This is a genomic window from Streptococcus sp. 263_SSPC (genome assembly GCF_001071995.1).
Lineage (GTDB): Bacteria > Bacillota > Bacilli > Lactobacillales > Aerococcaceae > Granulicatella.
In genome coordinates this window covers 53,648-79,657 of sequence record NZ_JVNU01000027.1, presented here as the reverse complement: position 1 = coordinate 79,657, position 26,010 = coordinate 53,648, and the positions used below count along the sequence as shown (strand labels likewise).

25 protein-coding genes are annotated in these 26,010 nt (G+C 37.5%); 23 read left to right on the top strand and 2 right to left on the bottom strand.

Features of this window, described 5'->3' with window-relative positions; translation table 11 throughout:
* Positions 1-114: 114 nt before the first annotated feature.
* The 9 genes from ADH02_RS03650 to ADH02_RS03610 are packed head-to-tail and all read left to right on the top strand — an operon-like array spanning position 115 to position 6,862.
* Entirely contained in the window at positions 115-978 is an 864-nt protein-coding gene (locus tag ADH02_RS03650) for a CvfB family protein (RefSeq protein ID WP_048782679.1), read from the top strand.
* A gap of 18 nt (positions 979-996) precedes the next feature.
* Positions 997-1,446 (top strand): Fur family transcriptional regulator, encoded by a 450-nt coding sequence (locus tag ADH02_RS03645; RefSeq protein WP_048710112.1) that lies wholly within the window; start codon positions 997-999, stop codon positions 1,444-1,446.
* 3 nt (positions 1,447-1,449) lie between these two features.
* Positions 1,450-2,334, top strand: coding sequence for a site-specific tyrosine recombinase XerD (xerD, locus tag ADH02_RS03640; RefSeq protein WP_048782678.1), 885 nt, complete (start codon positions 1,450-1,452; stop codon positions 2,332-2,334).
* Between the two features lie 23 nt (positions 2,335-2,357).
* Positions 2,358-3,527 carry a phosphopentomutase gene (gene deoB, locus ADH02_RS03635; RefSeq protein ID WP_152903889.1) on the top strand — a complete coding sequence of 390 codons (1,170 nt, stop codon included), beginning with the start codon at positions 2,358-2,360 and terminating at the stop codon, positions 3,525-3,527.
* Between the two features lie 19 nt (positions 3,528-3,546).
* On the top strand, positions 3,547-4,362 hold the full coding sequence (locus ADH02_RS03630) for a purine-nucleoside phosphorylase (protein WP_048782676.1): 816 nt from the start codon (positions 3,547-3,549) through the stop codon (positions 4,360-4,362).
* A gap of 20 nt (positions 4,363-4,382) precedes the next feature.
* On the top strand, positions 4,383-4,766 hold the full coding sequence (locus tag ADH02_RS03625; protein ID WP_239681729.1) for a GNAT family N-acetyltransferase: 384 nt from the start codon (positions 4,383-4,385) through the stop codon (positions 4,764-4,766).
* Positions 4,754-5,515 carry a segregation and condensation protein A gene (locus tag ADH02_RS03620; RefSeq protein WP_048782675.1) on the top strand — a complete coding sequence of 254 codons (762 nt, stop codon included), beginning with the start codon at positions 4,754-4,756 and terminating at the stop codon, positions 5,513-5,515. Before ADH02_RS03625 ends, ADH02_RS03620 begins: the two co-directional genes overlap by 13 nt.
* Positions 5,508-6,128, top strand: a complete 621-nt coding sequence (scpB, locus tag ADH02_RS03615; protein ID WP_048782674.1) for an SMC-Scp complex subunit ScpB — start codon at positions 5,508-5,510, stop codon at positions 6,126-6,128. Before ADH02_RS03620 ends, scpB begins: the two co-directional genes overlap by 8 nt.
* Positions 6,129-6,136: 8 nt before the next feature.
* Positions 6,137-6,862 (top strand): pseudouridine synthase, encoded by a 726-nt coding sequence (locus ADH02_RS03610; protein WP_048710091.1) that lies wholly within the window; start codon positions 6,137-6,139, stop codon positions 6,860-6,862.
* A gap of 66 nt (positions 6,863-6,928) precedes the next feature.
* Here ADH02_RS03610 and ADH02_RS03605 read toward each other — a convergent pair whose 3' ends face one another.
* Positions 6,929-7,183, bottom strand: a complete 255-nt coding sequence (locus ADH02_RS03605) for a ferredoxin (protein WP_048782673.1) — start codon at positions 7,181-7,183, stop codon at positions 6,929-6,931.
* A gap of 103 nt (positions 7,184-7,286) precedes the next feature.
* Between ADH02_RS03605 and ADH02_RS03600 the strand changes: the two genes are divergently transcribed.
* The 13 genes from ADH02_RS03600 to ADH02_RS03540 all read left to right on the top strand — a co-directional run bounded on the left by ADH02_RS03600 (position 7,287) and on the right by ADH02_RS03540 (position 21,979).
* The gene (locus ADH02_RS03600; protein ID WP_160312860.1) at positions 7,287-8,249 is read left to right on the top strand and encodes a helix-turn-helix domain-containing protein; all 963 of its coding nucleotides are present in this window, start codon (positions 7,287-7,289) and stop codon (positions 8,247-8,249) included.
* A gap of 1 nt (position 8,250) precedes the next feature.
* Positions 8,251-9,624 carry a RecQ family ATP-dependent DNA helicase gene (locus ADH02_RS03595; RefSeq protein ID WP_048782671.1) on the top strand — a complete coding sequence of 458 codons (1,374 nt, stop codon included), beginning with the start codon at positions 8,251-8,253 and terminating at the stop codon, positions 9,622-9,624.
* Positions 9,625-9,759: 135 nt separating this feature from the next.
* The gene (locus ADH02_RS03590; protein ID WP_048782670.1) at positions 9,760-10,332 is read left to right on the top strand and encodes an SAG1386/EF1546 family surface-associated protein; all 573 of its coding nucleotides are present in this window, start codon (positions 9,760-9,762) and stop codon (positions 10,330-10,332) included.
* 71 nt (positions 10,333-10,403) lie between these two features.
* On the top strand, positions 10,404-11,069 hold the full coding sequence (cmk, locus tag ADH02_RS03585) for a (d)CMP kinase (protein ID WP_048782669.1): 666 nt from the start codon (positions 10,404-10,406) through the stop codon (positions 11,067-11,069).
* A gap of 131 nt (positions 11,070-11,200) precedes the next feature.
* On the top strand, positions 11,201-12,394 hold the full coding sequence (gene rpsA / locus ADH02_RS03580; RefSeq protein ID WP_048782668.1) for a 30S ribosomal protein S1: 1,194 nt from the start codon (positions 11,201-11,203) through the stop codon (positions 12,392-12,394).
* Between the two features lie 84 nt (positions 12,395-12,478).
* The gene (der, locus tag ADH02_RS03575) at positions 12,479-13,792 is read left to right on the top strand and encodes a ribosome biogenesis GTPase Der (protein ID WP_048782667.1); all 1,314 of its coding nucleotides are present in this window, start codon (positions 12,479-12,481) and stop codon (positions 13,790-13,792) included.
* Between the two features lie 163 nt (positions 13,793-13,955).
* Positions 13,956-14,234, top strand: coding sequence for an HU family DNA-binding protein (locus tag ADH02_RS03570; protein WP_005605703.1), 279 nt, complete (start codon positions 13,956-13,958; stop codon positions 14,232-14,234).
* Positions 14,235-14,375: 141 nt separating this feature from the next.
* Positions 14,376-15,647 carry a tetratricopeptide repeat protein gene (locus ADH02_RS03565; protein WP_048782666.1) on the top strand — a complete coding sequence of 424 codons (1,272 nt, stop codon included), beginning with the start codon at positions 14,376-14,378 and terminating at the stop codon, positions 15,645-15,647.
* 10 nt (positions 15,648-15,657) lie between these two features.
* Positions 15,658-16,188: a YpiB family protein gene (locus tag ADH02_RS03560; protein ID WP_065427008.1), complete on the top strand. Its 531-nt coding sequence runs from the start codon at positions 15,658-15,660 to the stop codon at positions 16,186-16,188.
* Positions 16,181-17,413 carry a CCA tRNA nucleotidyltransferase gene (locus ADH02_RS03555; protein WP_048782664.1) on the top strand — a complete coding sequence of 411 codons (1,233 nt, stop codon included), beginning with the start codon at positions 16,181-16,183 and terminating at the stop codon, positions 17,411-17,413. The genes ADH02_RS03560 and ADH02_RS03555 overlap by 8 nt, the downstream gene beginning before the upstream one ends.
* A gap of 124 nt (positions 17,414-17,537) precedes the next feature.
* Positions 17,538-18,011 carry a hypothetical protein gene (locus ADH02_RS03550; protein WP_048711494.1) on the top strand — a complete coding sequence of 158 codons (474 nt, stop codon included), beginning with the start codon at positions 17,538-17,540 and terminating at the stop codon, positions 18,009-18,011.
* Between the two features lie 135 nt (positions 18,012-18,146).
* On the top strand, positions 18,147-19,565 hold the full coding sequence (gene glgA, locus ADH02_RS03545) for a glycogen synthase GlgA (protein ID WP_048782662.1): 1,419 nt from the start codon (positions 18,147-18,149) through the stop codon (positions 19,563-19,565).
* 17 nt (positions 19,566-19,582) lie between these two features.
* Positions 19,583-21,979 (top strand): glycogen/starch/alpha-glucan phosphorylase, encoded by a 2,397-nt coding sequence (locus ADH02_RS03540; protein WP_048782661.1) that lies wholly within the window; start codon positions 19,583-19,585, stop codon positions 21,977-21,979.
* Between the two features lie 64 nt (positions 21,980-22,043).
* On the opposite strand, the gene ADH02_RS03535 is transcribed toward ADH02_RS03540, so the two are convergent.
* Positions 22,044-23,888 carry a glycoside hydrolase family 13 protein gene (locus ADH02_RS03535; RefSeq protein ID WP_048782659.1) on the bottom strand — a complete coding sequence of 615 codons (1,845 nt, stop codon included), beginning with the start codon at positions 23,886-23,888 and terminating at the stop codon, positions 22,044-22,046.
* Between the two features lie 260 nt (positions 23,889-24,148).
* On the opposite strand from ADH02_RS03535, the gene glgB reads away from it, so the two are divergent.
* Entirely contained in the window at positions 24,149-26,002 is a 1,854-nt protein-coding gene (gene glgB / locus ADH02_RS03530; protein ID WP_048782657.1) for a 1,4-alpha-glucan branching protein GlgB, read from the top strand.
* Positions 26,003-26,010 lie beyond the last annotated feature (8 nt).

Below are 26,010 nucleotides of genomic sequence, written 5' to 3'. Positions count from 1 at the left end.
GTGAAGTCATTTCATAAAATAAAGAGAAATCGTTAGAAATACAAGGATATAAATGACTGTAAGCCCTATTTTGTGGTAAAATAAAAGGACAAATGTAGAAGAAGGAGGTTTGTTATGACAAGTGAATTATCGACCGTTGTTCAAGCCGTTATCACGGATGAAAATGAAAAGTACTTTTTCGTTCAAAAGAGTGGAGAAACATTCCGTCTAAAAAAAGACGACGCTACTGAATCACTAAAGATTGGTGATGTAGTAACGGGATTCTTATATGAGAATTCTTCGCGTAAAAAAGTCTTTACGCTCCGCATTCCTGAAGTAACAAATGAAAGTTATGGATGGGCAAGCGTGACACAAGTCAGAAAAGACTTAGGCGTATTCGTGGATATTGGTTTAGAAGATAAAGATATGGTAGTTTCATTGGATGAACTTCCAAGTATGAAAGAGTTATGGCCAAAGAAAAATAATCGTTTATATGTCACTTTAATTAAAGATAAAAAGGACCGCACATGGGCAACGATGGGAGACGGTCAAGCATTAAATGAAAAAGTTGTTCGTGGTCATAAAGGATTATTGAATAAAGATTTAACAGGAACAGTGACACAAGTAAAACTTGTGGGGACAACGATTTTCACACCAGAAGGGTATAAATTATTCTTGCATCCTTCAGAACGACTGTATGAACCAACGCTTGGGGAAGAAATTACAGTACGTGTTATCGGGCTACGCCCAGATGGTGTACTGAATGTTTCGATGCGTCCACGTGCGCACGAGGCCATTGGAGACGATGCAGAGATGATTGTAGCGATGCTGAAAAATCGTCCAACGCATACACTTCCTTATTGGGATAAAACAGATCCAAAAACAATTAAAGAGATTTTTGGAATTAGTAAAGGGCAATTCAAACGTGCCATTGGTAATTTATTAAAAGCAAAACGAATTACACAAGAAGAAGGATTTATCCATCTGATTGAAGAATAATGAGTGGAGGCGAGTCGCTTGTCATCTATTTCTATTGAAGGGATTCAAAAGAAATTACAAGAAGAAGGTTTTAAACTGACCCTGCAAAGACAGGCAACGGTTGAAATCCTTCTAGAACATCTGAATGAGCTCTTAACGGCTGAAGAGATTTACATGTACGTGAAGCAGAAGTATCCAGACATTGGACTAGCTACGGTGTATCGAACATTGGAGATTTTAACCGACTTAGGAATCATTTCTAGGAATCTGTTTGATGATGGCATTGGTCGTTATCATCTAAAACAAACCGTTAATCGTCATTTTGCGCATCATCTTTTATGTGTGAAATGCGGACAGATTCAAGAAGTCGAAGAGGATTTACTCGTTGATGTTGAACAAAAAGTATTAGAGCAATTCCAGTTTCAAGTGCTCGATCATCGTCTAACGTTCCACGGAATTTGCAAAAATTGCCAGCAAAAGGAAGGGTAGAAGATGAAAGAAATACACTACTTCCTGGATAGCATTGCCGTTCAAGGGCTATCCGATAATACCGTTAAAAGTTATAAACGGGACTTGGAGAAGTTTTCTCAGTTTTTAGAAGAACAGAAGGTGACACGTCTTCAAGATGTGGATCATACAACGATGGTACTGTTTCTTCAGAAATTGAAAAAAGATGAATATGCAGTAAGCTCAACAAGCCGCATGATTAGCTGCTTGAAGAAGTTTTTCCAGTTTCTCGTACAAGAACGAATGGTAGAAAAAGACCCAACGCAACAAATTCATCCGCCAAAACCGAAGAAGCAGTTGCCAAAAGCGCTCAGTATCGATGAAGTGAACCGGTTGCTTGAGGTACCAGATACCTCGACGGTTCTAGGCTTAAGAGATAAAGCAATGCTCGAACTCTTGTATGCAACTGGGATGCGTGTGAGCGAACTGATTAGCATTGAACTCAGTGATTTGCATTTGGAACTTGGATTCCTACAAACAATTGGGAAAGGGAATAAACAACGCATTATCCCAATCGGTCAAGAAGCAACCAACTGGATTCAAAACTATTTAGAGTATGCACGGCCTGCTTTAGAAGACGAGAAGAAGTTATCGAATGTCTTGTTCTTGAATCACAGAGGTGGACCGTTTACGCGTCAAGGTTTCTGGAAGAATTTAAAGAAAATTGTTCAGACGGCCATGATTACAAAGGAAGTGAGCCCCCATACATTGCGCCATTCCTTTGCAACACATATTTTAGAAGCGGGTGCCGACCTTCGAATCGTGCAGGAATTACTTGGGCATTCGGATATTAGTACGACACAAATTTATACACATATTACAAACGAACGAATGAAGGAAATTTACAAACAAGCACATCCTCGTTCGTAATAAAGAAAATGGAGATGGAAACTATGAAATTTAAAAGAATACATGTCATTGTAATGGACTCTGTAGGGATTGGAGAAGCACCAGATGCTGCAAAATTTGATGATGCAGGTTCACATACTCTAGGTCATATTTCTGAAACTGTGGGCTTAAATGTGCCAAATATGCAACGTTATGGTTTAGGAAATATCGCACCTTTAAAAACAGTTCCACCAGTAGAACATCCAGAAGGAAGCTATACTAAACTGGAAGAAGTTTCTGTTGGTAAAGATACAATGACAGGTCACTGGGAATTAATGGGATTAAATATTAAAACTCCTTTCCGAGTATTCCCTGATGGTTTCCCACAAGAATTATTAGACCGTATTTCTGAGTTCTCAGGACGAGGAATTGTATGTAACTTACCATACAGTGGAACTGCTGTTATTGATGACTACGGTAAACACCAAATGGAAACAGGCGATTTAATCATTTATACTTCTGCTGACCCTGTAATGCAAATTGCAGCTCACGAAGAGATTATTCCGCTAGAAGAGTTATACCGTATTTGCGAATACGCTCGTGAAATTACAAAAGACGATCCGTATATGATTGGTCGTATCATTGCTCGTCCATATGTGGGTGAACCAGGCAACTTCCAAAGAACTTCAAACCGTCATGACTATGCGTTAAGTCCATTTGGCGAAACAACATTAGACTTCTTGAAGAAAGATGGATTTGATGTGATTGCAATTGGTAAGATTAACGATATCTTCAACGGACAAGGAATTACTGAATTCGTTCGTACAAAAGACAATATGGATGGCGTGGATAAATTAGTGGAAGTATTGAAGAAAGATTTCACTGGTATGAGTTTCTTAAACTTAGTAGACTTCGATGCGGTTTATGGACACCGTCGTAATACAAAAGGATACGGAGAAGCGCTTGAAGCATTTGATGCTCGTATTCCAGAAATCGTTGAAAACATGCAAGAAGATGATTTATTAATTATCACAGCTGACCACGGAAACGACCCAACATTCAAAGGGACAGACCACACTCGTGAGTACATTCCAGTGTTAGCCATCAGCAAATCATTGAAACACCCAACTCACTTACCAGAAGGCCACTTCAGTGATATCGCAGAAACAATCAGTGAAAACTTTGGTGTAGCATCAACTGGAAACGGAACAAGCTTCTTAAAAGAATTAAACTAATATAGAAAGAGGGAACAACATGAGCAAATACGAACAATTAGTTGAAACAAAAGCGTTTTTACAAGAAAAAGGTATTGGTCACATTGATTTCGGAATGATTTTAGGATCAGGTCTTGGTGAACTTGCTGGAGAAGTGAAGAACCCATTAATCTTTGACTACAAAGATATTCCAAACTTCCCAGTTTCTACAGTTGTCGGTCATGCTGGCCGTCTTGTATATGGTGAATTAGAAGGGAAACAAGTTCTAATCATGGACGGACGTTTCCACTACTATGAAGGTTACGATATGGAAACAGTAACGTTCCCAATTCGTTTAATGAAATTATTAGATGTTGAAACGATTATTGTGACAAACTCAGCTGGTGGTGCAAACCCAACATTTGAACCAGGGGACTTAATGATTATTACAGACCAAATTAACTACACTGGTACAAACCCACTCATCGGACCTAACGATGACCGCTTTGGACCTCGTTTTCCAGATATGAGCCATGCATACCATGAATACGGACAAGAAGTGGTTCGTAAAGCTGCGAAAGAATTAAACATCAATATTAAAGAAGGAGTATACATGGGATACTCTGGACCAACTTATGAAACACCAGCAGAAATCCGCTTCACACAAGCTATCGGTGGGGATGCTGTAGGAATGTCAACAGTTCCTGAAGTTATCGTAGCAAACCACGCTGGTATCAAAGTGATTGGTATTTCATGTATCACAAACTTAGCTGCAGGAATGCAAGCAAACTTAAACCACGAAGAAGTGGTAGAAACAACACAACGCGTTAAAGAAGTGTTCAAATCATTGGTTCGTAAAGTTTTAGTTTTATATTAAGAGACGAACCTCTAGGAGGAATGAATTTGTTAGTACCTTATTCAGCAACGAATAAAAAAATTGTGATGGGATTACTTTCTTACATCCCTGAATTCAAGGACTTTAAACGATTGCAAGAGGAAATTGAAGAAATCGCTACAAATCCATCGATTAAATGCTGGCTTTTTAAAGAAAGCGACAGTGAGAATTTTATCGGATTGATTGGTGGAGAAAGCACAACAGACACGATTGTCATTAAATACTTATCGGTGTCACCTTCGTTTCGTGGGGAAAATATTACATTCCAAATGTTAGAAGATTTAGCAAAGATGGAAGATAAAGTATTGAGTGGAACAATTGAGACGAGTGTGATTCTCGCAAAATGGAATAAACATCGTGTAAGTGAGGAACCATGGAAGATTTAACAATTAAAGTAGCTGAATACGAAGGACCGATGGACGTCCTCTTGCATCTGATTCGTGAGATGAAAATCGATATTTACGATATTCCGATGAATGAATTAACGAAGCAATATTTGAACTTCATTCATTCCATGAAAACTTTGGAGTTGGAAGTGGCAGCCGAGTATTTAGTAATGGCATCAACATTATTAGAAATCAAAGCAAGATTGCTTCTTCCAAAACCAAAATTGGAAGAGTTGGATGAAGACGGGGAGCCAATCGTGGAAGACCCTCGTGATCAGTTAGTGCAACAACTATTGGAATATCAACAAATTAAAGAAAATGCTAAAAAGCTTGAGGAGCTCTCTTTCCTAAGGGGATTACACTTCGGGAAAGAGGCGAGTGACTTATCTTCGATGCAAGAGATTATTCCATTAAAAGAAGGAGAAGTGACGACTCAAGATTTATGGAATGCGTTAAAGAAATTAGCGCGTAAGAATATTGCGAAGATGCCGCTGAAGGCCAATATTCAACATGAAACGCATACGGTTGAAGAATTAATGGATTCGATTATTTCAAAAATCGAGCATACAGATAAGAAACAAGTTCCGTTCGAGGAATGTTTCCCAGCGTTCAACAGGCATGCGATTACAACGACGTTCTTAGCGATGTTACAGCTCGTTCGGGAACATCGTGTCCGTTTTATTCAAAGTTCTCCATACGAGGATATTTTGATTGAGAAAAGACAAGAAAAGGAGAAACAGAGTGACTAATTACATTTCAGTATTAGAAGGCTTACTATTTGTTGCTGGAGATGATGGGATTACATTAGAAGAAGCAAGCTATATTTTAGAACTCGAAAGAAGTGCAGTTCGTCAGTTACTAGATGAATTAAAGAAACGCTTAGAGGACGAAAATAGTGGACTAGAACTTCTTCTCACAGCTTCTCATTATAAGCTTGTGACAAAGGCAAGTTTAAAATCATATATCGAAAAATATGCGGTTTCTCCATATTCTTCTCAATTGTCTCAAGCTTCTCTAGAAACGTTGGCGATTATCGCGTATAAGCAACCTGTCACACGTGTGGATATCGAGTCGATTCGTGGCGTTCAAAGCAGTGGTTCGATTCAAAAACTATTGCTAAGAGATTTAATTGAAGAGGCTGGAAGATTAGAGACTCCAGGACGTCCAAAATTGTATAAGACAACAGCTTATTTTATGGATTACTTTGGATTAGAATCGCTGGATGCATTACCAGATGCTTCCGATTTATTCGATTTAGATTCTGAAGAAGCTAATCAATTATTTAGAGATAATCATGATTTGTTTGAAGAGCTGGAAATGCTCTCTAAAGAACATCATGAAGTAGAAGAAGAGAAAGAGTAGGTTTTTTTGTGGAAAGATTACAAAAAGTAATGGCGCACGCTGGTGTGGCATCCCGCAGAAAATGTGAGGCATTTATTCAAGAAGGCCGTGTGAAGGTCAATGGTGAAGTCGTAAGAGAACTCGGCTTTAAAGTAGGTGCCAATGATAAAATTGAGGTAGATGGTATTCCGATTTATAAAGAAGAACCTGTGTACTTCATGTTTTATAAACCAAAAGGCGTGCTTTCAAGTGCAAGTGACGATAAAGGAAGAACCGTTGTGACGGACTATTTTAAAGATGTGGAACAACGCGTGTATCCAGTGGGACGTTTGGACTACGATACAACAGGACTTCTTTTGTTAACGAATGATGGTGAGTTTTCAAACTTAATGACGCATCCAAAGCATCACGTAGAGAAGAAATATATCGCCAAAGTTAAAGGAATTCCAACACCAAGACAAATGCGTCAATTGGAACGTGGAATTGTCTTAGATGGCAAGAAAACGTCAAATGCTAGAGCTCAAATTTTATCAGTGGATACAGATAAAGGAACAGGGATTGTCGCTTTAACGATTCACGAAGGATGGAATCATCAAGTGAAGCGTATGTTTGAAGCAGTTGAGTTACCTGTTATGAAATTAAAACGTGAAGAGTTTGGATTTTTAACGTTGGAAAACTTACGCCCTGGAGATTATCGTGAATTGCGCTCGTTCGAAGTACAGAAACTAAGAAAGCTCGCTTTAGACGAAAAATAGATTTCTATTAGGGAGTCATACAAAAAGAAAAACGGACTCATACTGTTGTGGGTCCGTTTTGTTTATTTAGTCTTCATTAAATGGGCTATTTTTTCGTTTAATGGCACCAGTTGGACAAGCTGTATAAGCATCTTTGAACTTTTCTAGCGTATCTTCTGGTAGTGGAACTGTTCCGGTATTGTTGTCTTGTTTTACAAAGGCAATGCCTTCAGCATCGTACTCGAAGATCTCAGGAGCACGTAGTTGACAGATGCCACATGCGATGCAAGACTCGCAATCAACTTTTGTATAAATTTTTGAAAGAGAGGATTTTTTATCCATGAGTCAGTACTCCTTTTATCAAATTTGGATATTACATGCGATCAAGTCGTATGGTGTGGTTCCGTTAAATCGATTATATCGTATTTTAACGGGAAATCGTACCATGTCGACTTTAATTGGCGTGACAGAAGATAAAACTGAAGTGTTTTTTGCTAGTTTACCTCATTTAAAAGAAGAGTACTTTCATCAATTAGTAGATGGATTCTTCCGTGAAGGAATAGTTAGCGAAAATGAATCGGGCATAGTGCTACTGAAAGAAATTCCAGAATTTTCGCTTGTGACAAACGGAAGCCATCCTGTCAATTACTTGATGCATCCATATTCGTTTGTGCAATTACGAGATGTGACAAGACTCTGGATTGAATGGATTAGTTATCACTGCTACGAAGAAACAAACTATCGTCCTCTTATTCAAAATGTGTGGTTACAGCAATTATTTAAACGATGGTATAAAGAAGAAAAAGAGAACATTACGTCCGTTTGGTTTAGTAGTGTTGTTGAAGAGTTCAAGGTTTGGGCGGATAAACAAGATGAATCTGTGAAAGGACATTGGGTAGGGCTTTTTAATGGAGCTAAGTCGACAGCGGCTCTAGAAGACGAGCTCGTTTCGTTATGGGAATTTACCATAGTTGAAGACTGTGAACCTCTCTCAAGATTAGTCTTAATGAAATGGGTGAGTGATGTCTTTGAGGAACCTGAAAATTCTCCAATCACTTATGGATGGTTTTCTAAAATGTTTGAATGGATTTCTCATGAAACGAGTTCCGTTCAAGAAACAGTTCGTCTATTTGAAAAAGGATTAAAACGAACGGAGATTGCACGTCTACGTAAACTCAAAGAGAGCACGATTAATGATCATCTCTTAAAGCATTTATTACTTACAAAAGATGCATTTTATAAACGTGTAGAAGAAACGAAGGCTGCCGTGGCGTACAAAGAACTTTTCGAAAACGAGCAGTATCCAAAGTATAAAGAGGCTAAAGACCAGTTTGAAGCAGAAGGGAAAAAACTGGATTTCTTCTTATTCAGATACTATCAAATCAAGGCCTTAAAGGAGCGTGAATGATATGGATCCAATATTGAATCGATTCGGATATGACGAGTTCAGGGAAGGGCAACAGGAAGTCATCACGTCTCTTGAGGAAGGGCATGATGCGATTGCGATTTTACCAACAGGAAATGGGAAATCATTTATTTATCAATATATTGGTGTCAAAGAAAAGTGTAGAGTCGTTATTGTGTCTCCTCTAATTGCATTAATGGCCGATCAAGTTGCTAGTTTAAAACAGCTAGGAATTCATAGAGCGGTGGCCATTACGTCTCTTATGTCAGAGTCTGAGAAGAATTATATTTTAAGTACGTTAAATGAGTATCAATTTATTTTCGTTTCACCGGAGATGCTACAAGCACCAAGATTCTTTAAGCAATTATCAAAACTTGAAATTGGATTACTTGTTGTCGATGAGGCGCATTGTATTTCACAGTGGGGATATGATTTTAGAAGTGATTACCTATTTATTGGTAAGATGAGAAAGAGTTTAGGAAATCCAAGAACATTAGCGTTAACGGCAACGGCGACAACTCAAGTCATTCATGATATTTACACTTTTTTAGGATTAAATAAAGAGGATACGACTTATTTCCAAGGGCATGCTTTCTTGAAGAATCGTGAAATTGATGTTATTTCGGTTGAAGGACTTCGCAGTAAGATGCTTACTGAATTGTTGAAGCGTGTGGAATATCCTTGTATCGTGTATGCCTCAACAATTAAAGAGATTGAAGGGTTAAAAGAATCGCTCCAAGAGGAAGGATTTACAAAAATTGATACCTTTCACTCTAAGAGACATAGTAGTGATCGACAAACCATCCAGCAGAAATTCTTTAGAGTCGAACTCAATATCTTATTAGCGACAAGTGCTTTTGGAATGGGAATTAATCAGTCGAATATTCGTACAATTATTCATTACCAACTTCCTCAAACGCTTGAAGATTATGTGCAACAAATCGGTCGTGCGGGTAGAGACCTGCAGTTTAGTCGTTGTATCGCTTTTGTTCATCCAGACGATTTTTCCGAAATGGGACGTAAAATTGAACGGTCGTATGAAGCAGGTGACGAGGAAGAAACGGAGCTTCATCAAAATATTAAAGAGATTGCGAATGCATTTCGTTGGAATAATGATCAAAAGAATGAATTTATCAAGATGCAGCGGGGGCGTAAATTAAAGCAAGTGGGGCAAATTGAAGAGTTTGCGACTACGAGTCAGTGTAAAGAACAGTACTTAGCACAGTTCTTCGGAGAAAATCGGAAAGAGCCGTGTGGAAAGTGTAGCAGTTGCAGGCATCTTGATTTATTTTTACTGGATGTAACAGAAAATTGGAATGAAGAAGAAAATAGCAAAAACACCTTCGAGGAAAGCTTTAAGAAATTATTTAATCTATGATTAAATAGAGTGATTTTTTGAGAAATTATGCTACAATAGTACTAAAGTAAAAGTTTGCCCTGAGTGTAAGAATATGCTATATTGTGTAGTGAATTGACTGAGGATAGCATTGGGTCAAATTAGGAGGATTTTTGAATGAGCGATAACTTTAATAACAATGAAGATTTAAATCAAACAGAAGAACAACCATGGGAAAGAAAATTTGGAGAAGATGAGAATTTAAAGAATCGTCAATTCTCTCGTAGTGCTAGAAACTCAGGTGGGAAAGCAGTAGCACCATTATCAAATGTGTTATTATTTGTGTTCCTTATTGTAATTGTTGCACCAGTATTATTTATGATGTGGTTCTCAATTAGCAATAATAGTAACCAAGTAAAACCAAGAACAGCTGACGATGTAATGTTAACGAAGACTGTTGAAACAACAACAGCTACTCCGGAAACAACAGCAGCTACAACTAAACAAGAAGCTACTACTACAGCTAACGAAGCTACAACAACAGCTCCTCGTCAAGCTGAAACAACTCAACAAACACCAACAACTCAAGCGCAACAAAATGGTAACTATGGAACATACACTGTTAAAGCTGGGGATACTTTATACCGTATCGCAGTAAACCATGGTATGGACGTCGCGACATTAAAACAAATTAATGGTCTTACAGGAGATAACATTGCTCCAGGAACAACATTAAAAGTTGCACAATAATACAGAACTATATTAGCGGAAGTCTGAGACGCAAGACGTTTCAGGCTTTCTTTTTGAGAAGGAGAGAGAATATGCAAGTTGCTATTGATGGACCAGCTTCGTCTGGGAAAAGTACAATTTCAAAATTGATTGCCAAAGAAACTGGTTTTCTTTATCTAGATACTGGTGCGATGTATCGTGCTACAACATTGGCATTTTTAAGAAATAATATTTCAGTAGATGATGCGTCAGCAATCGATGAATTGCTCGAAAACTTAGTCATCAGTTTTAAAAATACTGAAGATGGCCAACTCGTTTTCTTAAACGGGGAAGACGTGACTCGTGAGATTCGTGATCTTGAAGTGACACGAAATGTATCGGAAGTTTCCGCGATTAAAGCAGTTCGTGTAAAACTTGTGAAGATGCAACAAGAGATTGCTGAGAACCATTCCATCATTATGGATGGTCGCGATATTGGTACAGTAGTGCTTCCAAATGCTGAATTGAAGATTTTCTTAGTTGCGTCTGTAAAAGAACGTGCGCTTCGTCGATTCAGAGAAAACCAAGAAAAGGGCATTGAATTATCCCTTGAAAAATTGGAAGAAGAGATTGCTCACCGTGACTTCTTAGATAGTACTCGTAAAGAGTCTCCTTTGAAAAAAGCGTATGATGCAATTGAAATCGATACAACAAGCCTATCAATTCAAGAAGTCGTTTCTAAAATTACGAATCTTATCCAAGAAAAGTTAACGAATTAACCAGATTTTACACAAAAACACTAGAATTCGTTTTCATTTAGTGGTATGATTGTAAGTGGATAAAAAGTTTTATTTTGCACAAAAATCAAACTTGATGTTCGCATGAATTGTCGCGCTTAGGAGGAAGTCACATGTCAGAATTACAAACAATGCAAGATGCGCTAGATATCGTTAAAGATATTCAAATCGGAGATTTAGTACAAGGTGAAGTATTAACTCTACAAGATAAACAAGCCATCGTCGGAATTATCGGTGGAGGAGTTGAAGGAGTTATTCCTTTCAATGAATTATCTACATCACCAGTTGAACGTGTAGAAGACGTTTTAGCTGTAGGAGATGTTGTTGATTTAGTAGTCATCAAACAAATCAAAGATAAAGAAAATGGAAGTTTCTTACTTTCTAAAAAACGTGTAGATGCACGTAAAGTTTGGGAAGAAATTCAAGCTAAATTCGATAACAAAGAAATCATCGAAGCTCCAGTTGTGGATGCAGTTAAAGGTGGTTTAGTAGTGGATGCAGGAGTTCGTGCTTTCGTGCCAGCTTCAATGGTATCAGATCACTATGTTGATAACTTAGCTCAATTCAAAGGCCAAACATTAGCTTTTGAAATCGTTGAAATCGAACCAAGCGAAAATCGTTTAATCTTATCACGTAAAAACTTAGTTGCAGCTGAAAAAGCAGCTAAGCGTGCAGCTGTATTTGAAGCAATTCAAGAAGGTTCTGTAGTGACTGGTAAAGTGGCTCGATTAACAAACTTCGGTGCGTTTATCGACTTAGGTGGTGTGGATGGTTTAGTTCACATCTCACAAATCTCTCACGAGCACGTTGCGAAAGCAAGCGACAAATTAAAAGTTGGCGAAGAAGTTCAAGCAAAAGTAATCTCAGTAGATCCAGAAAGCGGACGTGTATCATTATCAATCAAAGATACATTAGCAGGACCATGGGATAACATTGAAGAACGTGCAGCAGTTGGTTCTGTATTAGATGGTTTAGTAAAACGTCTAACTACATTTGGAGCATTCGTTGAATTATTCCCTGGAGTAGAAGGATTAGTTCACATCTCTCAAATCGCTCACCAACATATCGCAACACCACACGAAGTTCTTAAAGAAGGTCAAGAAGTTCAAGTGAAAGTCCTTGAAGTTCATCCAGAACAACAACGTATTTCTTTAAGTATTAAAGCTTTACAAGAAGCTCCAAAACCTGAAAAAGAAGAAGTTGAAGAAGTGGTTGAAGAAACTTACGAATTACCTGAAGAAGATGTTTCGTTCTCTTTAGCAGATCGTTTAGGTGATCAACTTTCTGAATTAAAAGTTGAAGAATAACATTCAAATAAAAGTTAAGTGGAAATAGTCTGGACTGGTTCCAGACTATTTTTATGATAGAATTAGAGAAAAAGGAGGAATAGTATGTCAACACCAGTTATTGCCGTTGTAGGAAGACCAAATGTCGGAAAATCTACAATTTTTAACCGTATTGTCGGAGAACGTATCTCTATCGTAGAAGATATTGCCGGAGTCACTCGTGACCGTATCTATTCTGAAGGTGAGTGGCTAGGTCACTCATTTAATATTATCGATACAGGTGGAATTGATATTACGGATGAACCGTTTATGTCAAACATCCGTATGCAAGCAGAGATTGCGATGGAAGAAGCAGATGTGATTATCTTCCTTACAAGTGTGAAAGAGGGCGTGACAACGACTGACGAACACATTGCAAAATTACTCTATCGTACAAACAAACCAGTTTTACTAGCTGTTAATAAAGTCGACAATCCTGAATTGCGTTCAGAAATTTTTGATTTCTATGCATTAGGATTCGGTGAACCATTCCCAATCTCAGGAAGTCACGGACTAGGTCTTGGAGACTTATTAGACGCAGCTGTTAAAGCTTTCCCTGAAGATAAAGGAGACGAAGAGGATAAAGACATCATTAAGTTTAGTTTTATCGGCCGTCCAAACGTAGGGAAATCAAGTTTAGTGAACGCGATGCTTGGAGAAGAACGAGTGATTGTATCGAATGTTGCCGGAACAACTCGTGATGCCATCGATACGACATTCGAAGATGAAGAAGGTACTGTCTTCAAGATGATTGATACTGCCGGTATTCGTAAGAAAGGTCGTGTCTTCGAATCAACTGAAAAATATAGTGTACTTCGCGCCTTAAGAGCGATTGAACGAAGCGACATTGTTTGTGTGGTCTTGAATGCTGAAGAAGGTATTCAAGAACAAGATAAGAAGATTGCGGGATACGCTCATGAAGCCGGTAAAGGTGTCGTTATTTTAGTGAATAAATGGGATACGCTTGAAAAAGATAATTCAACGTATAAAGAGTTTGAGGATAAGATTCGTCAAGAATTCCTATACTTATCATATGCTCCGATTATTTTTGTATCTGCAAAGACAAAACAACGTCTTTCAAAAATCCCACCAATTCTAAAAGAGATTCATGAAGTTCGTTCACGTCGTATTTCATCATCAGTCTTAAACGATGTATTAATGGATGCGATCGCGATGAACCCAACTCCAACGGATAAAGGGAACCGCTTGAAGATTTACTATATGACGCAAGTGGCGATTCAACCACCAACATTTGTCACCTTTGTAAATGACGTTGAATTGATGCATTTCTCATATGAACGATTCTTAGAAAATCGAATTCGCTCAGCATTTGGATTCGAAGGAACACCAATTCATATGATTACGCGTCAAAGAAAGTAAAAAAATTCATAGCAAGCTTATAAAACAGAATATAAAACGTTGAAACTATTGAGGTTGAATGGTATAATTTAGAGGAAATCAAAACTAATTTTCGATTTCCAGATAAGTTGGACCACTCAACGAACTCTGATAGAAATTCTTATTTGACGGAGGTGAAACTAAAATGGCTAACAAAGCAGAATTAGTAGATCGCGTTGCTAAAAAAACGCAATTAACAAAGAAAGATGTTTCAGCAACAGTTGAAGCGTTATTCGAAACAATTCAAGAAGCTTTAAAAGCAGGTGAAAAAGTTCAAGTTATCGGATTTGGTAACTTCGAAGTTCGCGAACGCGCTGCTCGTAAAGGACGTAACCCTCAAACAGGTAAAGAAATCAAAATCAAAGCTTCTAAAGTTCCAGCATTCAAAGCTGGTAAAGCTCTTAAAGATGCAGTTAAAAAATAATTCCGATGAATTATTTTTCATAGCATGAAGTTTTAATTGGTGTTATATTAGAGTTAACTCTATATAACACCTTCTTTTTTTGGTGTAAAACTTCAATAGATACATTATACTACTCGCAGTTCATCTGCAAAAGGAGACATTATGACACAAGTAATCGAAGCGATTGAACAAGCCTTACAAGAACAAGATATTGATAAAGTCTATGAACACTACCATCGTTTTTTTGACAATTTTAACCCAGAAAAAGACCTTCAAGAAATGGCAGATTTAGCGACTTATTCTGTATCAATTGGATTCTACGAAGAAGCCAAACGTGCCTTGTTACGACTCACCGAAGTGGAACCAGACGAAGCGATTTGGACGATTTTATTAGCCGAGATTTTAGTGGCTGAAGGAGAAACAGATCAAGCGTTATCGATTCTGTACGATATTCCTGAAACAGATCCAGACTACCCAAGTGTGTTAGTGGTTCAATCGGAAGCGTACCGTGAAGAGGGAGATTTCGACTTAGCAGAGAAGAAACTCTTAAAGGCGAAAGACTTGGAACCAGACGAAGCGATTATTGATTTTTACCTTGGAACTTTATTATTTGAAGCGGGAAGTTTCGAACGTAGCGCATTTTTCTTGGAGCGTTTCTTAAAACAAAATCCAGCAGAAACTGGGGAAGAAGAGCGTGCGCAAGAATTGTACGTTGAAGCCACTTTAAGAATGGGCGATAAAGAGCCATTAGAGCAATTTATTGGCGAAGAAAGCATTGACGGCCTCTCAAGTGATTTATTGTTCCAGATGGCCTCATCTGAGTCCATTGAGGGCAACTATGAGAAAGCTCTCGAGTACTATATGGAACTTTTAGAACGTGAACCTGAAAATAGTGAAGTGACACTAAATGTGATTCAATGTCTTTTAATCTTGAAACGAGACGAAGAAGCAAAAGACTATGCGAAAAAATGGATTGCTTTCGATGAATTGAACGATGAAGCACACCGTATTCTTGGCCAAATCAAAATCGCAACAGGGAATCCAAAAGTTGGATTACAAGAATTAAAAGAAGCGGTGAACATTAACAGCGATTCTTTACTTAATGTGACAAGTTATGTTGAAGCTTTAAACGATGAAGAAGAATATGAGGAAAGTATTGCATTCCTTGAAAGCTTAGAAACCAAAGAAGATGCAGTGATTCTTTACTTGTTTGCGAAAACGTATGAAGCAATGGAAGAGTACAACGAGGCATTTACGAACTATCAAAAAGCCTATGAAGCCGGGGAAAGTTCTGTTGAATTCTTAGAAGATTATATCCGCTTTATGATTGAAGAAGGACGTAAAGATTTAGCAGCACCAGCCTTACAAGAAGCATTGAAGGTAGATCCGTTTAATCCTGAATTTATCCGTTATACATTTATTTTTGAAGAGTAGGAGGGATACTTTGTTTAACCCAAGTTTAGAAACGAAGAAGAAATTTATTTCGTGGTTCATTTCAAATCATTCTTTGAAAAGAAGAGAGTCATTGTGGATTCTGAACTACTTGTTAAACCATGAGTTATTGTTGAAACAAATTCATTTCGTGGAGCATGTGGAAGCTACTCCAAAAGGAATGCTATTTTCAACGATTAAACCTGCTCAAGAATCTTTCCTCTTTTATAAAGAAGGAACCAAATTTGATAATCCAGAAGTAGCCTTTCATGATATGCGTCTTCATTGGAAAGAAGATTGCTATGTGGAATTAGATTTTCCAAACGCTTATAAAAGTATGGTGAGTTTTGCCGTATTAGAGAAAAATCCTTACTATATCTCTGAAGTCGAAGAGATGGAAGTAGTAGAGGATGAATTAGATAGTATTCAAAAAGAAGTGTTGATTTCGCAATTAAAATCAGAAATCAATGACGCTTTAGAATCAATGGAGTCTCAGCGTTTTATGGAGCTAACAAATCGATTAAAGGAGTTAGAAGATGAGTGATTTTAAACGAACAGTTGATATACAATCGGTACCGCTTTTCGTTAGTGCACTCCCTGTTCTTCAAACGTTAAAAGAAGCTGGACACGAAGCTGTTTTTGTGGGTGGTTCAGTCCGTGATTTGGTTCTTGGAAAAGAGATTTCTGATGTGGATATTGCAACGAGTGCAACCCCTGAAGAAGTGAAGAGTCTCTTTTCTCATACGGTAGATGTGGGAATCGAACATGGGACCGTTCTTGTACTCCATCATCATGATAGCTATGAGGTGACAACATTTCGTACGGAAGGAACGTACCAGGACTTTAGACATCCGGATTCCGTAACCTTTGTCAGAAGTCTGGAAGAGGACTTGATGCGTCGTGATTTTACGATTAATGCACTTGCTGTAAACGACAAAGAAGAAATTGTCGATTATTTTGGTGGGATTGAAGACTTAGAGAGAGAAATCATTCGCTGTGTTGGAAATCCTATGGAACGCTTTAATGAAGATGCCTTACGGATGATGCGTGCAGTCAGGTTTGCAGGGCAATTAGGATTTTCGATAGAATCTGATACGTTTAATGCAATTCGAACTTTAAAAACCAACCTAGAGCGAGTAGCGGTGGAACGTATGAAAGTTGAGTTTGAGAAGATGATACTGAGTCCACATCGCGCTCTTGCCTTTAAAGCGTTTGTAGAGAGTGAGTTATACCATTCTTGTCCTGACTTTAAAGAGGCCAAAGAGACACTCTTAAAATTAGGAGAATTCCCGTTAGAAAAAATGACGATTACTCAGGCGTGGATCTTATTTGCGTACTATGAACGATTAAGTATTCCACAGTTAAGAAAAGTACTGAAAAATTGGAAATCATCGAATGACCAAATTTCTACTATATTAACAGGCTATCAAACATTGCTTGCTCGTCTTGAAAAAGAGTGGGATGCATTTCTCGCTTATGAATGTCCAGAAGATTTGGCTGTCGAAGTAGAACAGTTGTTACCAGGAATTGGCCACAGTGAACAATTAGTAGAGTTAGATAAAGTGTATCAACAATTACCGATTCGTTCGATGAAAGACATTCAAATTGATGGGTTTGGAGTAAAAGAAGCACTTGGCTTAGAGAAGATGGGGCCTATTATTGGCGAAGTCTTACAAGCTCTTCAAACAGAGATTTTATCTGGTAGTTTAGCCAATGAAAATACTGAGTTAGTTTCATGGATTAGAAATAATTTCAATGAAAGTAAATAAAGTTTCATTGAAATGAAAAACAATTTATTGAAAGCCATTTAATTTAATATAATTCTTGAATGAAAGGCGTTTCAATGGTATTATCATTTTGTAAGCAATAATTTATTTTAAGGAGTGACCCTATATGAAAAAGGTTATGTCAGGTTTACGTTTTGTATTTAGAAATGGAGAAACATGGACGATTAATCGCCGTTTGATTGGTGACTTATGGATTAAAAAAGTTACAACATCATTTGGACGTATTAACGGTGGCGAATTCCAAGAAATTCACCCATGTGAATCATTACGTATCGAAATCTTCCCTGAAGCAGACCACGTTATGTCAGAAGACATCAACTTAGGTGGTTTAGAACTAGGAATGTTCGAACGCGTTAAAAAATATAGCGATATCGAATTAATGGATATTTTATATGTTGATGGAAATCATCCAAAATCAGATGTAATTGTTGACAAAGATCGTGTTTATTTCCCATACAGCCCAGTAGATGAAGATGGAAATGACAACAAATACCAAAGTTCAGCAATTGGTTCACACGGTAACTTATTCATCGTGATTGACCCAGAAAAATCTGTGGAAGATATCTACCCAGAAATTTAATTGCCAATTGAACCTAGGACATTTGTCCTAGGTTTTTTATTTAGTTCAAATTATTAATTTTATTATATAAGAAGTCTAGTTCTTTTCATGATTTCAAGGTATAATAAACGTATCACAAGTTAAAGGAGAAAGTGTATGAAAGTTTGTTTTATTGCAGCTGAAGCAGCTCCCTTTGTTAAAGTAGGAGGGTTAGGAGACGTTATTGGTTCTCTTCCAAAAGCCCTTCGTGAATTAGGCGTAGATGCACGTGTTATTTTACCTTTGTATTCTAGTATTGACCGCGAACGTTTTGGCTTAAAATACAAAGCATACCAATTTGTTGATTTAGGTTGGAGACATTCGTATTGTGGAATTTTCGAGACTGAAGTGGACGGAGTTCCTTGCTATTTTGTAGATAATGAACAATATTTTAATCGTGACAGTATTTATGGACAAGCAGATGATGGAGAACGTTTTGCTTTCTTCTCAAAAGCAGCTCTTGAAATCTTACCAGCTCTTGATTTTAAACCAGATGTTGTGAATGTAAACGACTGGCATACAGCACTTTCTGTCATTTACTTAGACGTGTTGAAGAGTCGTGAAGCAGAATTCTATAAAGATATGAAGAGTGTGCTTTCGATTCATAATATCGAATTCCAAGGTCGATTCAACCCATATGAAATGGGAAATCTATTTGGTTTAGAAAATAAATATTTTGATGCTCTCATTTACAATGGTGACGTGAACTTACTTAAAGGTGCGATTCAATTGGCGGACCGCGTTAATACAGTAAGTGAAACATATGCTCGTGAAATCTTGGATCCTTATTTCTCATATGGACTCGACAAGATTTTAACTGTTGAACAAGGAAAATTAAGAGGAATCTTAAACGGAATTGATGTAGATAAATTCAATCCAAAAACAGATCCAATGATTCCTGTAAATTACGACTTAAAAACATTTGAAGATAAGGTTCAAAATAAATTAGCATTCCAAAAAGAAATGGACTTAGAAGTGAATGCCGATATTCCTTTAATTGGAATGGTAACACGACTTACTCATCAAAAAGGAATTGACTTAATTTTACAAGCAAGCGAAGAAATTCTTAAAACAGGCGCACAATTAGTCATTCTAGGGACAGGAGATGCTCATTATGAGAGTGCCTTACGTTCACTAGAACATTACAGACATGATCGTGTACGCAGCATTTTATTATTCTCTAATGAAATGTCTGCAAAAATCTATGCGGCAAGTGATTTATTCTTAATGCCTTCTAAGACAGAGCCTTGTGGATTGTCACAACTCATCTCAATGCGCTATGGTACAGTTCCTGTTGTTCACCGTGTTGGTGGATTACGTGATACGGTTATTCCATTTACAGGAGTAGAAGGAAATGGGTTCACGTTCGAAAGCTTCCAATCTGGCGATATGATGGATGCGATTTACCGCGCTGTGACATGTTTCTACCAATCACCTGATGAATGGAAACAAATTATTAAGAACAATTTACAAAAAGACGTAAGCTGGGAACAGTCCGCTAAGAAATACTTGGATCTTTACCATGAAGTAGTATAAAAAAAGGAGGCTCTTAAATGGTCGAAAAAAGTTTAACAAGTCGTGTAGAAACTTCATTAAAGAACCAATTTGGTGTAACCATCTCAAACGCAAGTAAACGACAAGTGTACGAAGCGATGATGAGATCTGTTCGTGATATTTTAATGGAAAAGAAATTCAGCTATGAACAAACATTAAAACAAACTCGTCAAAAACGTGCGTACTATATGTCAATGGAATTTCTAGTAGGACGTACACTTTGCAATAACTTGTTCAATTTAGGTATTGAAAAGGAAGCAAAAGAGTTCTTGAGCGAAAACAATTTTTCACTCGATGAAATTTACAATATGGAACCAGATCCAGGTTTAGGAAATGGTGGCCTAGGACGTCTTGCGGCTTGTTACTTAGATGCCTTAACAAGTAATGAATATCCAGTTACAGGATTCTCAATTCTTTACGAATATGGTATTTTCAAACAAGTGATTACAAACGGTTGGCAACAAGAATTCCCAGATCAATGGTTGGATCTTGGAAAATATGGCTTAGTGTACCGTAATGACGAAGAAGTTGAAGTGCGTTTTGGTGGAGAATTAGAGCAAGTCATGACTGAAACTGGCTTAAAAGTGAACCACAAAAACTATACTTCGATTCAAGCGGAACCATATGATTTATTAATCTCTGGTTATGATGCTTCAGCTGTAAACACATTACGTTTATGGGAAGCAAAGGTAAAAACTGGTTTCAATATGAAACTGTTCGAACGCGGCGAATATTCTAAATCATCCGAAGCAGAAGCGATTGCGTCTTCAATTTCTAAATTATTATATCCGGCCGATGTCACAAACGAAGGTAAAGAGTTACGTATTAAACAACAATACTTCTTCATCAGTGCGTCATTACAACAATTAGTGAAGAACCATTACCGTGAATTTGGTACATTAGAAAATTTCTCTGAACACGTAGCGCTTCACATTAATGATACTCACCCTGCGATGGGCGTTGCTGAATTAATGCGTTTATTAGTGGACGAGTATGGCTACGGATGGGATAAAGCGTGGGATATCACGACGAAGACATTTGCGTATACAAACCACACGATTATGGCAGAAGCATTGGAAAAATGGCCAGTATCTTTATTCCAACCAATTCTTCCACGTATTTACTCAATTATTGAGGAAATTAATAGACGTTTCTGCTTATGGGTCATGGAACAAGGAAAACAATATACATTACGTGATACAGCGATTATTTATGACGACATGATTAAGATGGCAAATCTTTCTATCGTGGGTAGTCATTATGTAAACGGGGTATCAAAATTGCATAGTGATATTCTTGTTCGTGATACATTTAAAGCCTTCAACGATTTATATCCAGGAAAATTCGGAAATGTGACAAACGGGATTGCGCACCGCCGTTGGTTAGGTCAAGCAAACACAGAACTTGCTACTTACTTAGAAAATTTAATCGGAGATGACTTTATTAAAGACCTCTCTGGCATTTCTAAATTGAATGCCTATAAAGATGATGAGAAAGTGCTAAAAGACTTACAAGCCATTAAGTTAACGAAGAAAGAGCAACTAGCGACTTACATTAAAGAAACGCTTGCGATTTCAGTAAATCCTCATTCAATCTTTGACGTTCAAGTGAAGAGATTACATGAATATAAACGCCAATTATTAAATGCGTTACATATCGTATATCTTTACCATGAAATTAAATACAATGGATTACGACCAACTCCACGTACATTTATTTTCGCTGCGAAAGCTTCTTCAGGCTACCAAATGGCGAAAAACATTATTAAATTCATCCACTCAATTTCTCAAATGATTGAAAGTGATGAATTAGTACGTGAGTACATTAAAGTGGTATTCATTCCAGACTACAAAGTGACTCTAGCAGAAATCATCTTGCCAGCTGCTGATGTGAGTGAACAAATCTCTCAAGCGGGTAAAGAGGCGAGTGGTACTGGTAACATGAAGCTGATGTTAAACGGTGCAGTAACTCTTGGGACAATGGACGGAGCTAACGTGGAAATCTACGAAGCTGTTGGAGAAGACAATATTGTTATCTTCGGTTTAGAAACAGAAGAAGTAGATGCGTTATATGCAAAAGGCTATAAACCTTGGGAATACTATAATAATTCACCTAAGATTAAGACAGTTCTTGATTTCATTCGTACAATGACGGTTGGTGGTATGAACTTCAACTTCATCGTGGATTACTTATTAACTCAAGATCACTATATGTGTCTTGCCGACTTTGATAGCTATGTTGAAGCGCAAGAACGTATTGAAAAGGACTATAATGATTCATCTAAATGGATGAAGATGAGCCTTGCCAATATTGCAAATGCAGGTATCTTCTCAGCTGACCGTTCAGTTAAAGAATATGCAAAAGACATTTGGCACATCAAACCTGTTCAAGGTTAAACCAATAAAAAAAGAGATTCTCACCAGTGAGGCACGCCTCACAGTGAGAATCTTTTTTTATGGATTAAATTTGATAAGCGGCAAAGCCAAATGCAGGAACAAGAAGTCCGTTTGGATGGTTTCTTATTTGGTGACTTGCAAAAATTTGTTTTCCATGAAGGCCTTCAATGAACACAGTATGTGCATTCATATTGACTGCACATAGGAGAGATTCGCGTTGATATACAAGGCAACCATTGCTTTCATATACAACAGAAAAGTCTCCCTTGAAGTCTTCTTTGTTTTCTGTTCTAAAAGCTGTTAATGCTTTATAATGCTCGAAGATTTCTTCGTTAATTTCTTTCTTGCTGAATGTCTTTCGGTTATACGGATCGCGGAATCCTTGCATCCCAATTTCTTCTCCGTAATAAATCGAAGGAACACCTGGTAGAGTAAATTGGATAAAGCTTGCAATCTTTAGTTTTTGAATCGCATCTTCAAGTTCAGTTCCAGTTAATTCAAGTGTTGGGCGCTCATGAAGTGGAACAGCTTCCGTATCACCAAAGCCAATTTTTGTAATAATACGTTCGGTATCGTGACTATCGAGCAAGTTCATTAGAACGTCTAGAGCAGGTTTTGGATAATGATCAATGATTTCTTCGATGGCATATCGTAATGCATGTGCATTTTTTGTATGAACGAATTGAATGATGGCATCTTTCCAAGGGTAGTTCATGACACTATCGAGTTGTTTTCCTAAGAAATAACGGCGACGATGGTCATAAGCAAATTTCGTAGTCGCATCTTCCCAAACTTCACCAATAATGAGGGCATTGGGGTCTATTTGTTTAACCGTTACTCGTAATGCGTCTAAGAACTCGTCAGGAAATTCATCCGCAACGTCTAAACGCCATCCACCAATACCAAGATGTTGCCAGAAGGGTAAGACACCAGTTTTTGGATCATTAATAAATTTCATATAGGAAGGGTTCAATTTATTCACCGTTGGAAGGTTTGTAAATCCCCACCAAGAGTGATACGTATCTGGAAACTCCATAAAGCTAAACCAAGGATAGTATGGAGACTCAGTTGAGTTATAGGCACCAATGCTATCATAATGACCTTGTTTGTTGAAATAAATACTGTCATCTCCAGTATGACTAAAAACACCGTCTAGAATAATTTCGATTCCATTTTTTCTGAATTTCGCACATAGTTGTTTAAAGTCTTCATTTGTTCCTAAATATGGATCCACATTGAAATAATCCGCAGTGGAGTAGCGGTGGTTGTCTGGGCTCTCCATAATTGGATTTAAGTAAATACAATTTATATTTAAGGCTTTGAAGTGTTCGAGTTCTTCTTCGATTCCTTTTAAATTCCCAAGATAGAAATCCTGAGCTTTGTAATTTTCATGTGTGATACTTGATTGAGGCAATTCGTCCCAGTCATCGTGACGGTAACGAATTTCTTCGTTAGCAGCTTTTTTAGCTTTATATTTCTCACTTTTCTTGAATCGGTCAGGGAAGATTTGATACATAATCCCGCCTTTAAACCATTCTGGAGTCGTAAATTGTTCTTCGTAAACCGTTAATTGCCAGCTGTTAATCTCATGATAGTTGAGAACAGGAACTGCTTGGAATTCATGGTTGCTAAGGAAGTAAGTACCGATTTCAGAACGAACTTCAAAGTAGTAGAAATATAGTCCTGAATGCAATGGTGAAATTTCAAATGAATATAAAGTTGCATCTGCTTCAATCGTAGAACGACTTGGATGATAGATGCTTGTTGTTTGCGTTAAATCTTCTTTTAAAACTAATTGGATAGAAGAGAGGTGAGTCTCTTTCGTAACTTTAACTTGAATAAAAATAGTCTGGTTATCCGTCACTGCGCCTGAAGGATATTTATTTTTTAGTGAGTGATAGGAAATCATAATAGGCCCCTTTTTTTTGTAAATCTATGTTCATTGTAATACAAAGTGGTAAAAAGTGATACCAAAACGGCATGAAAAGTACAGAGAATTAAACAAAAATTTTCAAGAAAATTCATGAAACCCACTGTGAAAATTTAAGAAATATGTTATAATTTAAACAAGAGAAATGTTTCAAAATCAACCTTCTCTAATTTTTTATTCCAACTGTGAAAACGCTTATTTTATTTTTGTGAGCGAATGCGTAAAGGAGTGATGGCTTAGTGCAACAACTAGCAGAATATTTATTTCATGAAGGAAGGAATTTTCATAGTTATGATTTCCTTGGCAGCTTCTTAGGTGATAACGAATGTACATTCCGCGTATGGGCTCCTAATGCAAAAGAAGTTTATGTAACGGGGGATTTCTGTGAATGGAGACCAACCGATTACAAAATGGAGCGTATCAATCAAAATGGGATTTATGAAATCACAATTCCAAATGTAAAAGAGTACGATGCATATAAATATGTGATTGTTCCACATCATGGAGATTGGTTATGGAAAGCAGATCCATATGCACGCCATGCGGAAACAAGACCGAAAACAGCATCTAAAGTATACGATTTTCCTGAATTCCAATGGTCAGACGAAAAGTGGATGAAACAAAGAACCGTCCCTTATCAACTACCGTTAAACATTTATGAAGTTGAACTAGGCTCCTTTAAGAAAAAAGAAAATGGTGATCCGTATTCTTATCGTGAGTTAGTGGATGTACTCATTCCATATGTGAAAGAGATGAACTACACGCATATTGAATTGTTGCCAATTACAGAATATCCGTATGATAAGTCATGGGGATATCAAGTGACAGGATTCTTTGCAGCGACTTCAAGATTTGGAACTCCAGAAGACTTTATGTATTTTGTGGATGAATGTCACAGGGCAGGTATTGGAATTATCTTGGACTGGGTACCAGGGCATTTTACAAAAGACGCTTTTGGGTTATATGAATTTGATGGCACACCGTGCTATGAATACGGTGACCCTCGTATCCAAGAACATAAAGGATGGGGAACGAGAGCGTTTGATTACGGCAAGACAGAAGTGCTTTCATTCTTGTATTCAAGTGCAGTATTCTGGCTTGAAAAATTCCACATCGACGGACTTCGCGTGGATGCTGTAAGTTCAATGTTGTTCTATAACTACTGCAGAAGTGAAGAAGAATCAGCTCGTAATATATACGGAGGATTTGAAAACCTAGAAGCGATTCGATTTATTCAATCTCTGAATGATTATGTACGTAATGAATATCCAGGTGTTATGATGATTGCCGAAGAGTCTACTGCTTTTGCTGGTGTGACAAAACCAGTAGAAGAAGGCGGACTTGGATTCCACTTCAAATGGAATATGGGTTGGATGAATGACTCTCTAGATTACTTAGAGAAAGATCCTCTATTTAGAGGGGGAATCCATAATCAATTTACGTTCTCGATGATGTACGCCTTCTCGGAGAATTACATTTTACCGATTTCTCATGATGAAGTGGTTCACGGGAAGAAATCGTTACTAGATAAAGCGTCTGTTTCTTATGAAGATAAGTTTTCTAACTATCGAGCTTTCATGGGCTATATGATGGCTCACCCTGGTAAGAAATTAAACTTCATGGGAAATGAAATTCCACAAATGATTGAGTGGAATGAAGAGCGTGAATTAGATTGGTTCTTACTCAAATATCCTATTCATGACGCGACTCATCGCTATGTGAAAGATTTAAACGCCTTCTACAAGAAGCATTCAGAACTGTGGCAACTTGACGGAGGCTGGACAGGATTTAGATGGCATGAGGTGGAAGATGTTTGGAATAACTGCTTCGTCTTCTCAAGAATTAATTCTAAAGGAGACTCAGTCATTGTTATCTCAAACTTCTCAGGAAACTATATTAAGAACTACGAAATTGGCGTTTCGAAATGGGGAAGCTATAAAGTAGCTCTCAACTCTGACGCTAAAAAGTATAACGGATCTGGAGTGGTGAATCGTGGACTTCATACAGTTACGAAACCACATAAAGGATTTGATTATACACTCGCGGTGAATGTACCACCGTTTTCTACACTGTATATCATTAACAATCAATAATCGGAGGT

Bases quoted from the DNA above. Each gene is read 5' to 3' on its own strand.
- ADH02_RS03540 (WP_048782661.1), top strand. From the start codon at position 19,583: ATGGTCGAAAAAAGTTTAACAAGTCGTGTAGAAACTTCATTAAAGAAC.
- ADH02_RS03620 (WP_048782675.1), top strand. From the start codon at position 4,754: ATGGAAGATTTAACAATTAAAGTAGCTGAATACGAAGGACCGATGGAC.
- der (WP_048782667.1), top strand. From the start codon at position 12,479: ATGTCAACACCAGTTATTGCCGTTGTAGGAAGACCAAATGTCGGAAAA.
- ADH02_RS03625 (WP_239681729.1), top strand. From the start codon at position 4,383: ATGAATTTGTTAGTACCTTATTCAGCAACGAATAAAAAAATTGTGATG.
- cmk (WP_048782669.1), top strand. From the start codon at position 10,404: ATGCAAGTTGCTATTGATGGACCAGCTTCGTCTGGGAAAAGTACAATT.
- xerD (WP_048782678.1), top strand. From the start codon at position 1,450: ATGAAAGAAATACACTACTTCCTGGATAGCATTGCCGTTCAAGGGCTA.
- rpsA (WP_048782668.1), top strand. From the start codon at position 11,201: ATGTCAGAATTACAAACAATGCAAGATGCGCTAGATATCGTTAAAGAT.
- ADH02_RS03630 (WP_048782676.1), top strand. From the start codon at position 3,547: ATGAGCAAATACGAACAATTAGTTGAAACAAAAGCGTTTTTACAAGAA.
- deoB (WP_152903889.1), top strand. From the start codon at position 2,358: ATGAAATTTAAAAGAATACATGTCATTGTAATGGACTCTGTAGGGATT.
- ADH02_RS03650 (WP_048782679.1), top strand. From the start codon at position 115: ATGACAAGTGAATTATCGACCGTTGTTCAAGCCGTTATCACGGATGAA.
- ADH02_RS03565 (WP_048782666.1), top strand. From the start codon at position 14,376: ATGACACAAGTAATCGAAGCGATTGAACAAGCCTTACAAGAACAAGAT.
- ADH02_RS03550 (WP_048711494.1), top strand. From the start codon at position 17,538: ATGAAAAAGGTTATGTCAGGTTTACGTTTTGTATTTAGAAATGGAGAA.
- ADH02_RS03590 (WP_048782670.1), top strand. From the start codon at position 9,760: ATGAGCGATAACTTTAATAACAATGAAGATTTAAATCAAACAGAAGAA.
- ADH02_RS03570 (WP_005605703.1), top strand. From the start codon at position 13,956: ATGGCTAACAAAGCAGAATTAGTAGATCGCGTTGCTAAAAAAACGCAA.
- ADH02_RS03535 (WP_048782659.1), bottom strand. From the start codon at position 23,888: ATGATTTCCTATCACTCACTAAAAAATAAATATCCTTCAGGCGCAGTG.
- ADH02_RS03605 (WP_048782673.1), bottom strand. From the start codon at position 7,183: ATGGATAAAAAATCCTCTCTTTCAAAAATTTATACAAAAGTTGATTGC.
- ADH02_RS03600 (WP_160312860.1), top strand. From the start codon at position 7,287: ATGTCGACTTTAATTGGCGTGACAGAAGATAAAACTGAAGTGTTTTTT.
- glgA (WP_048782662.1), top strand. From the start codon at position 18,147: ATGAAAGTTTGTTTTATTGCAGCTGAAGCAGCTCCCTTTGTTAAAGTA.
- ADH02_RS03595 (WP_048782671.1), top strand. From the start codon at position 8,251: ATGGATCCAATATTGAATCGATTCGGATATGACGAGTTCAGGGAAGGG.
- ADH02_RS03555 (WP_048782664.1), top strand. From the start codon at position 16,181: ATGAGTGATTTTAAACGAACAGTTGATATACAATCGGTACCGCTTTTC.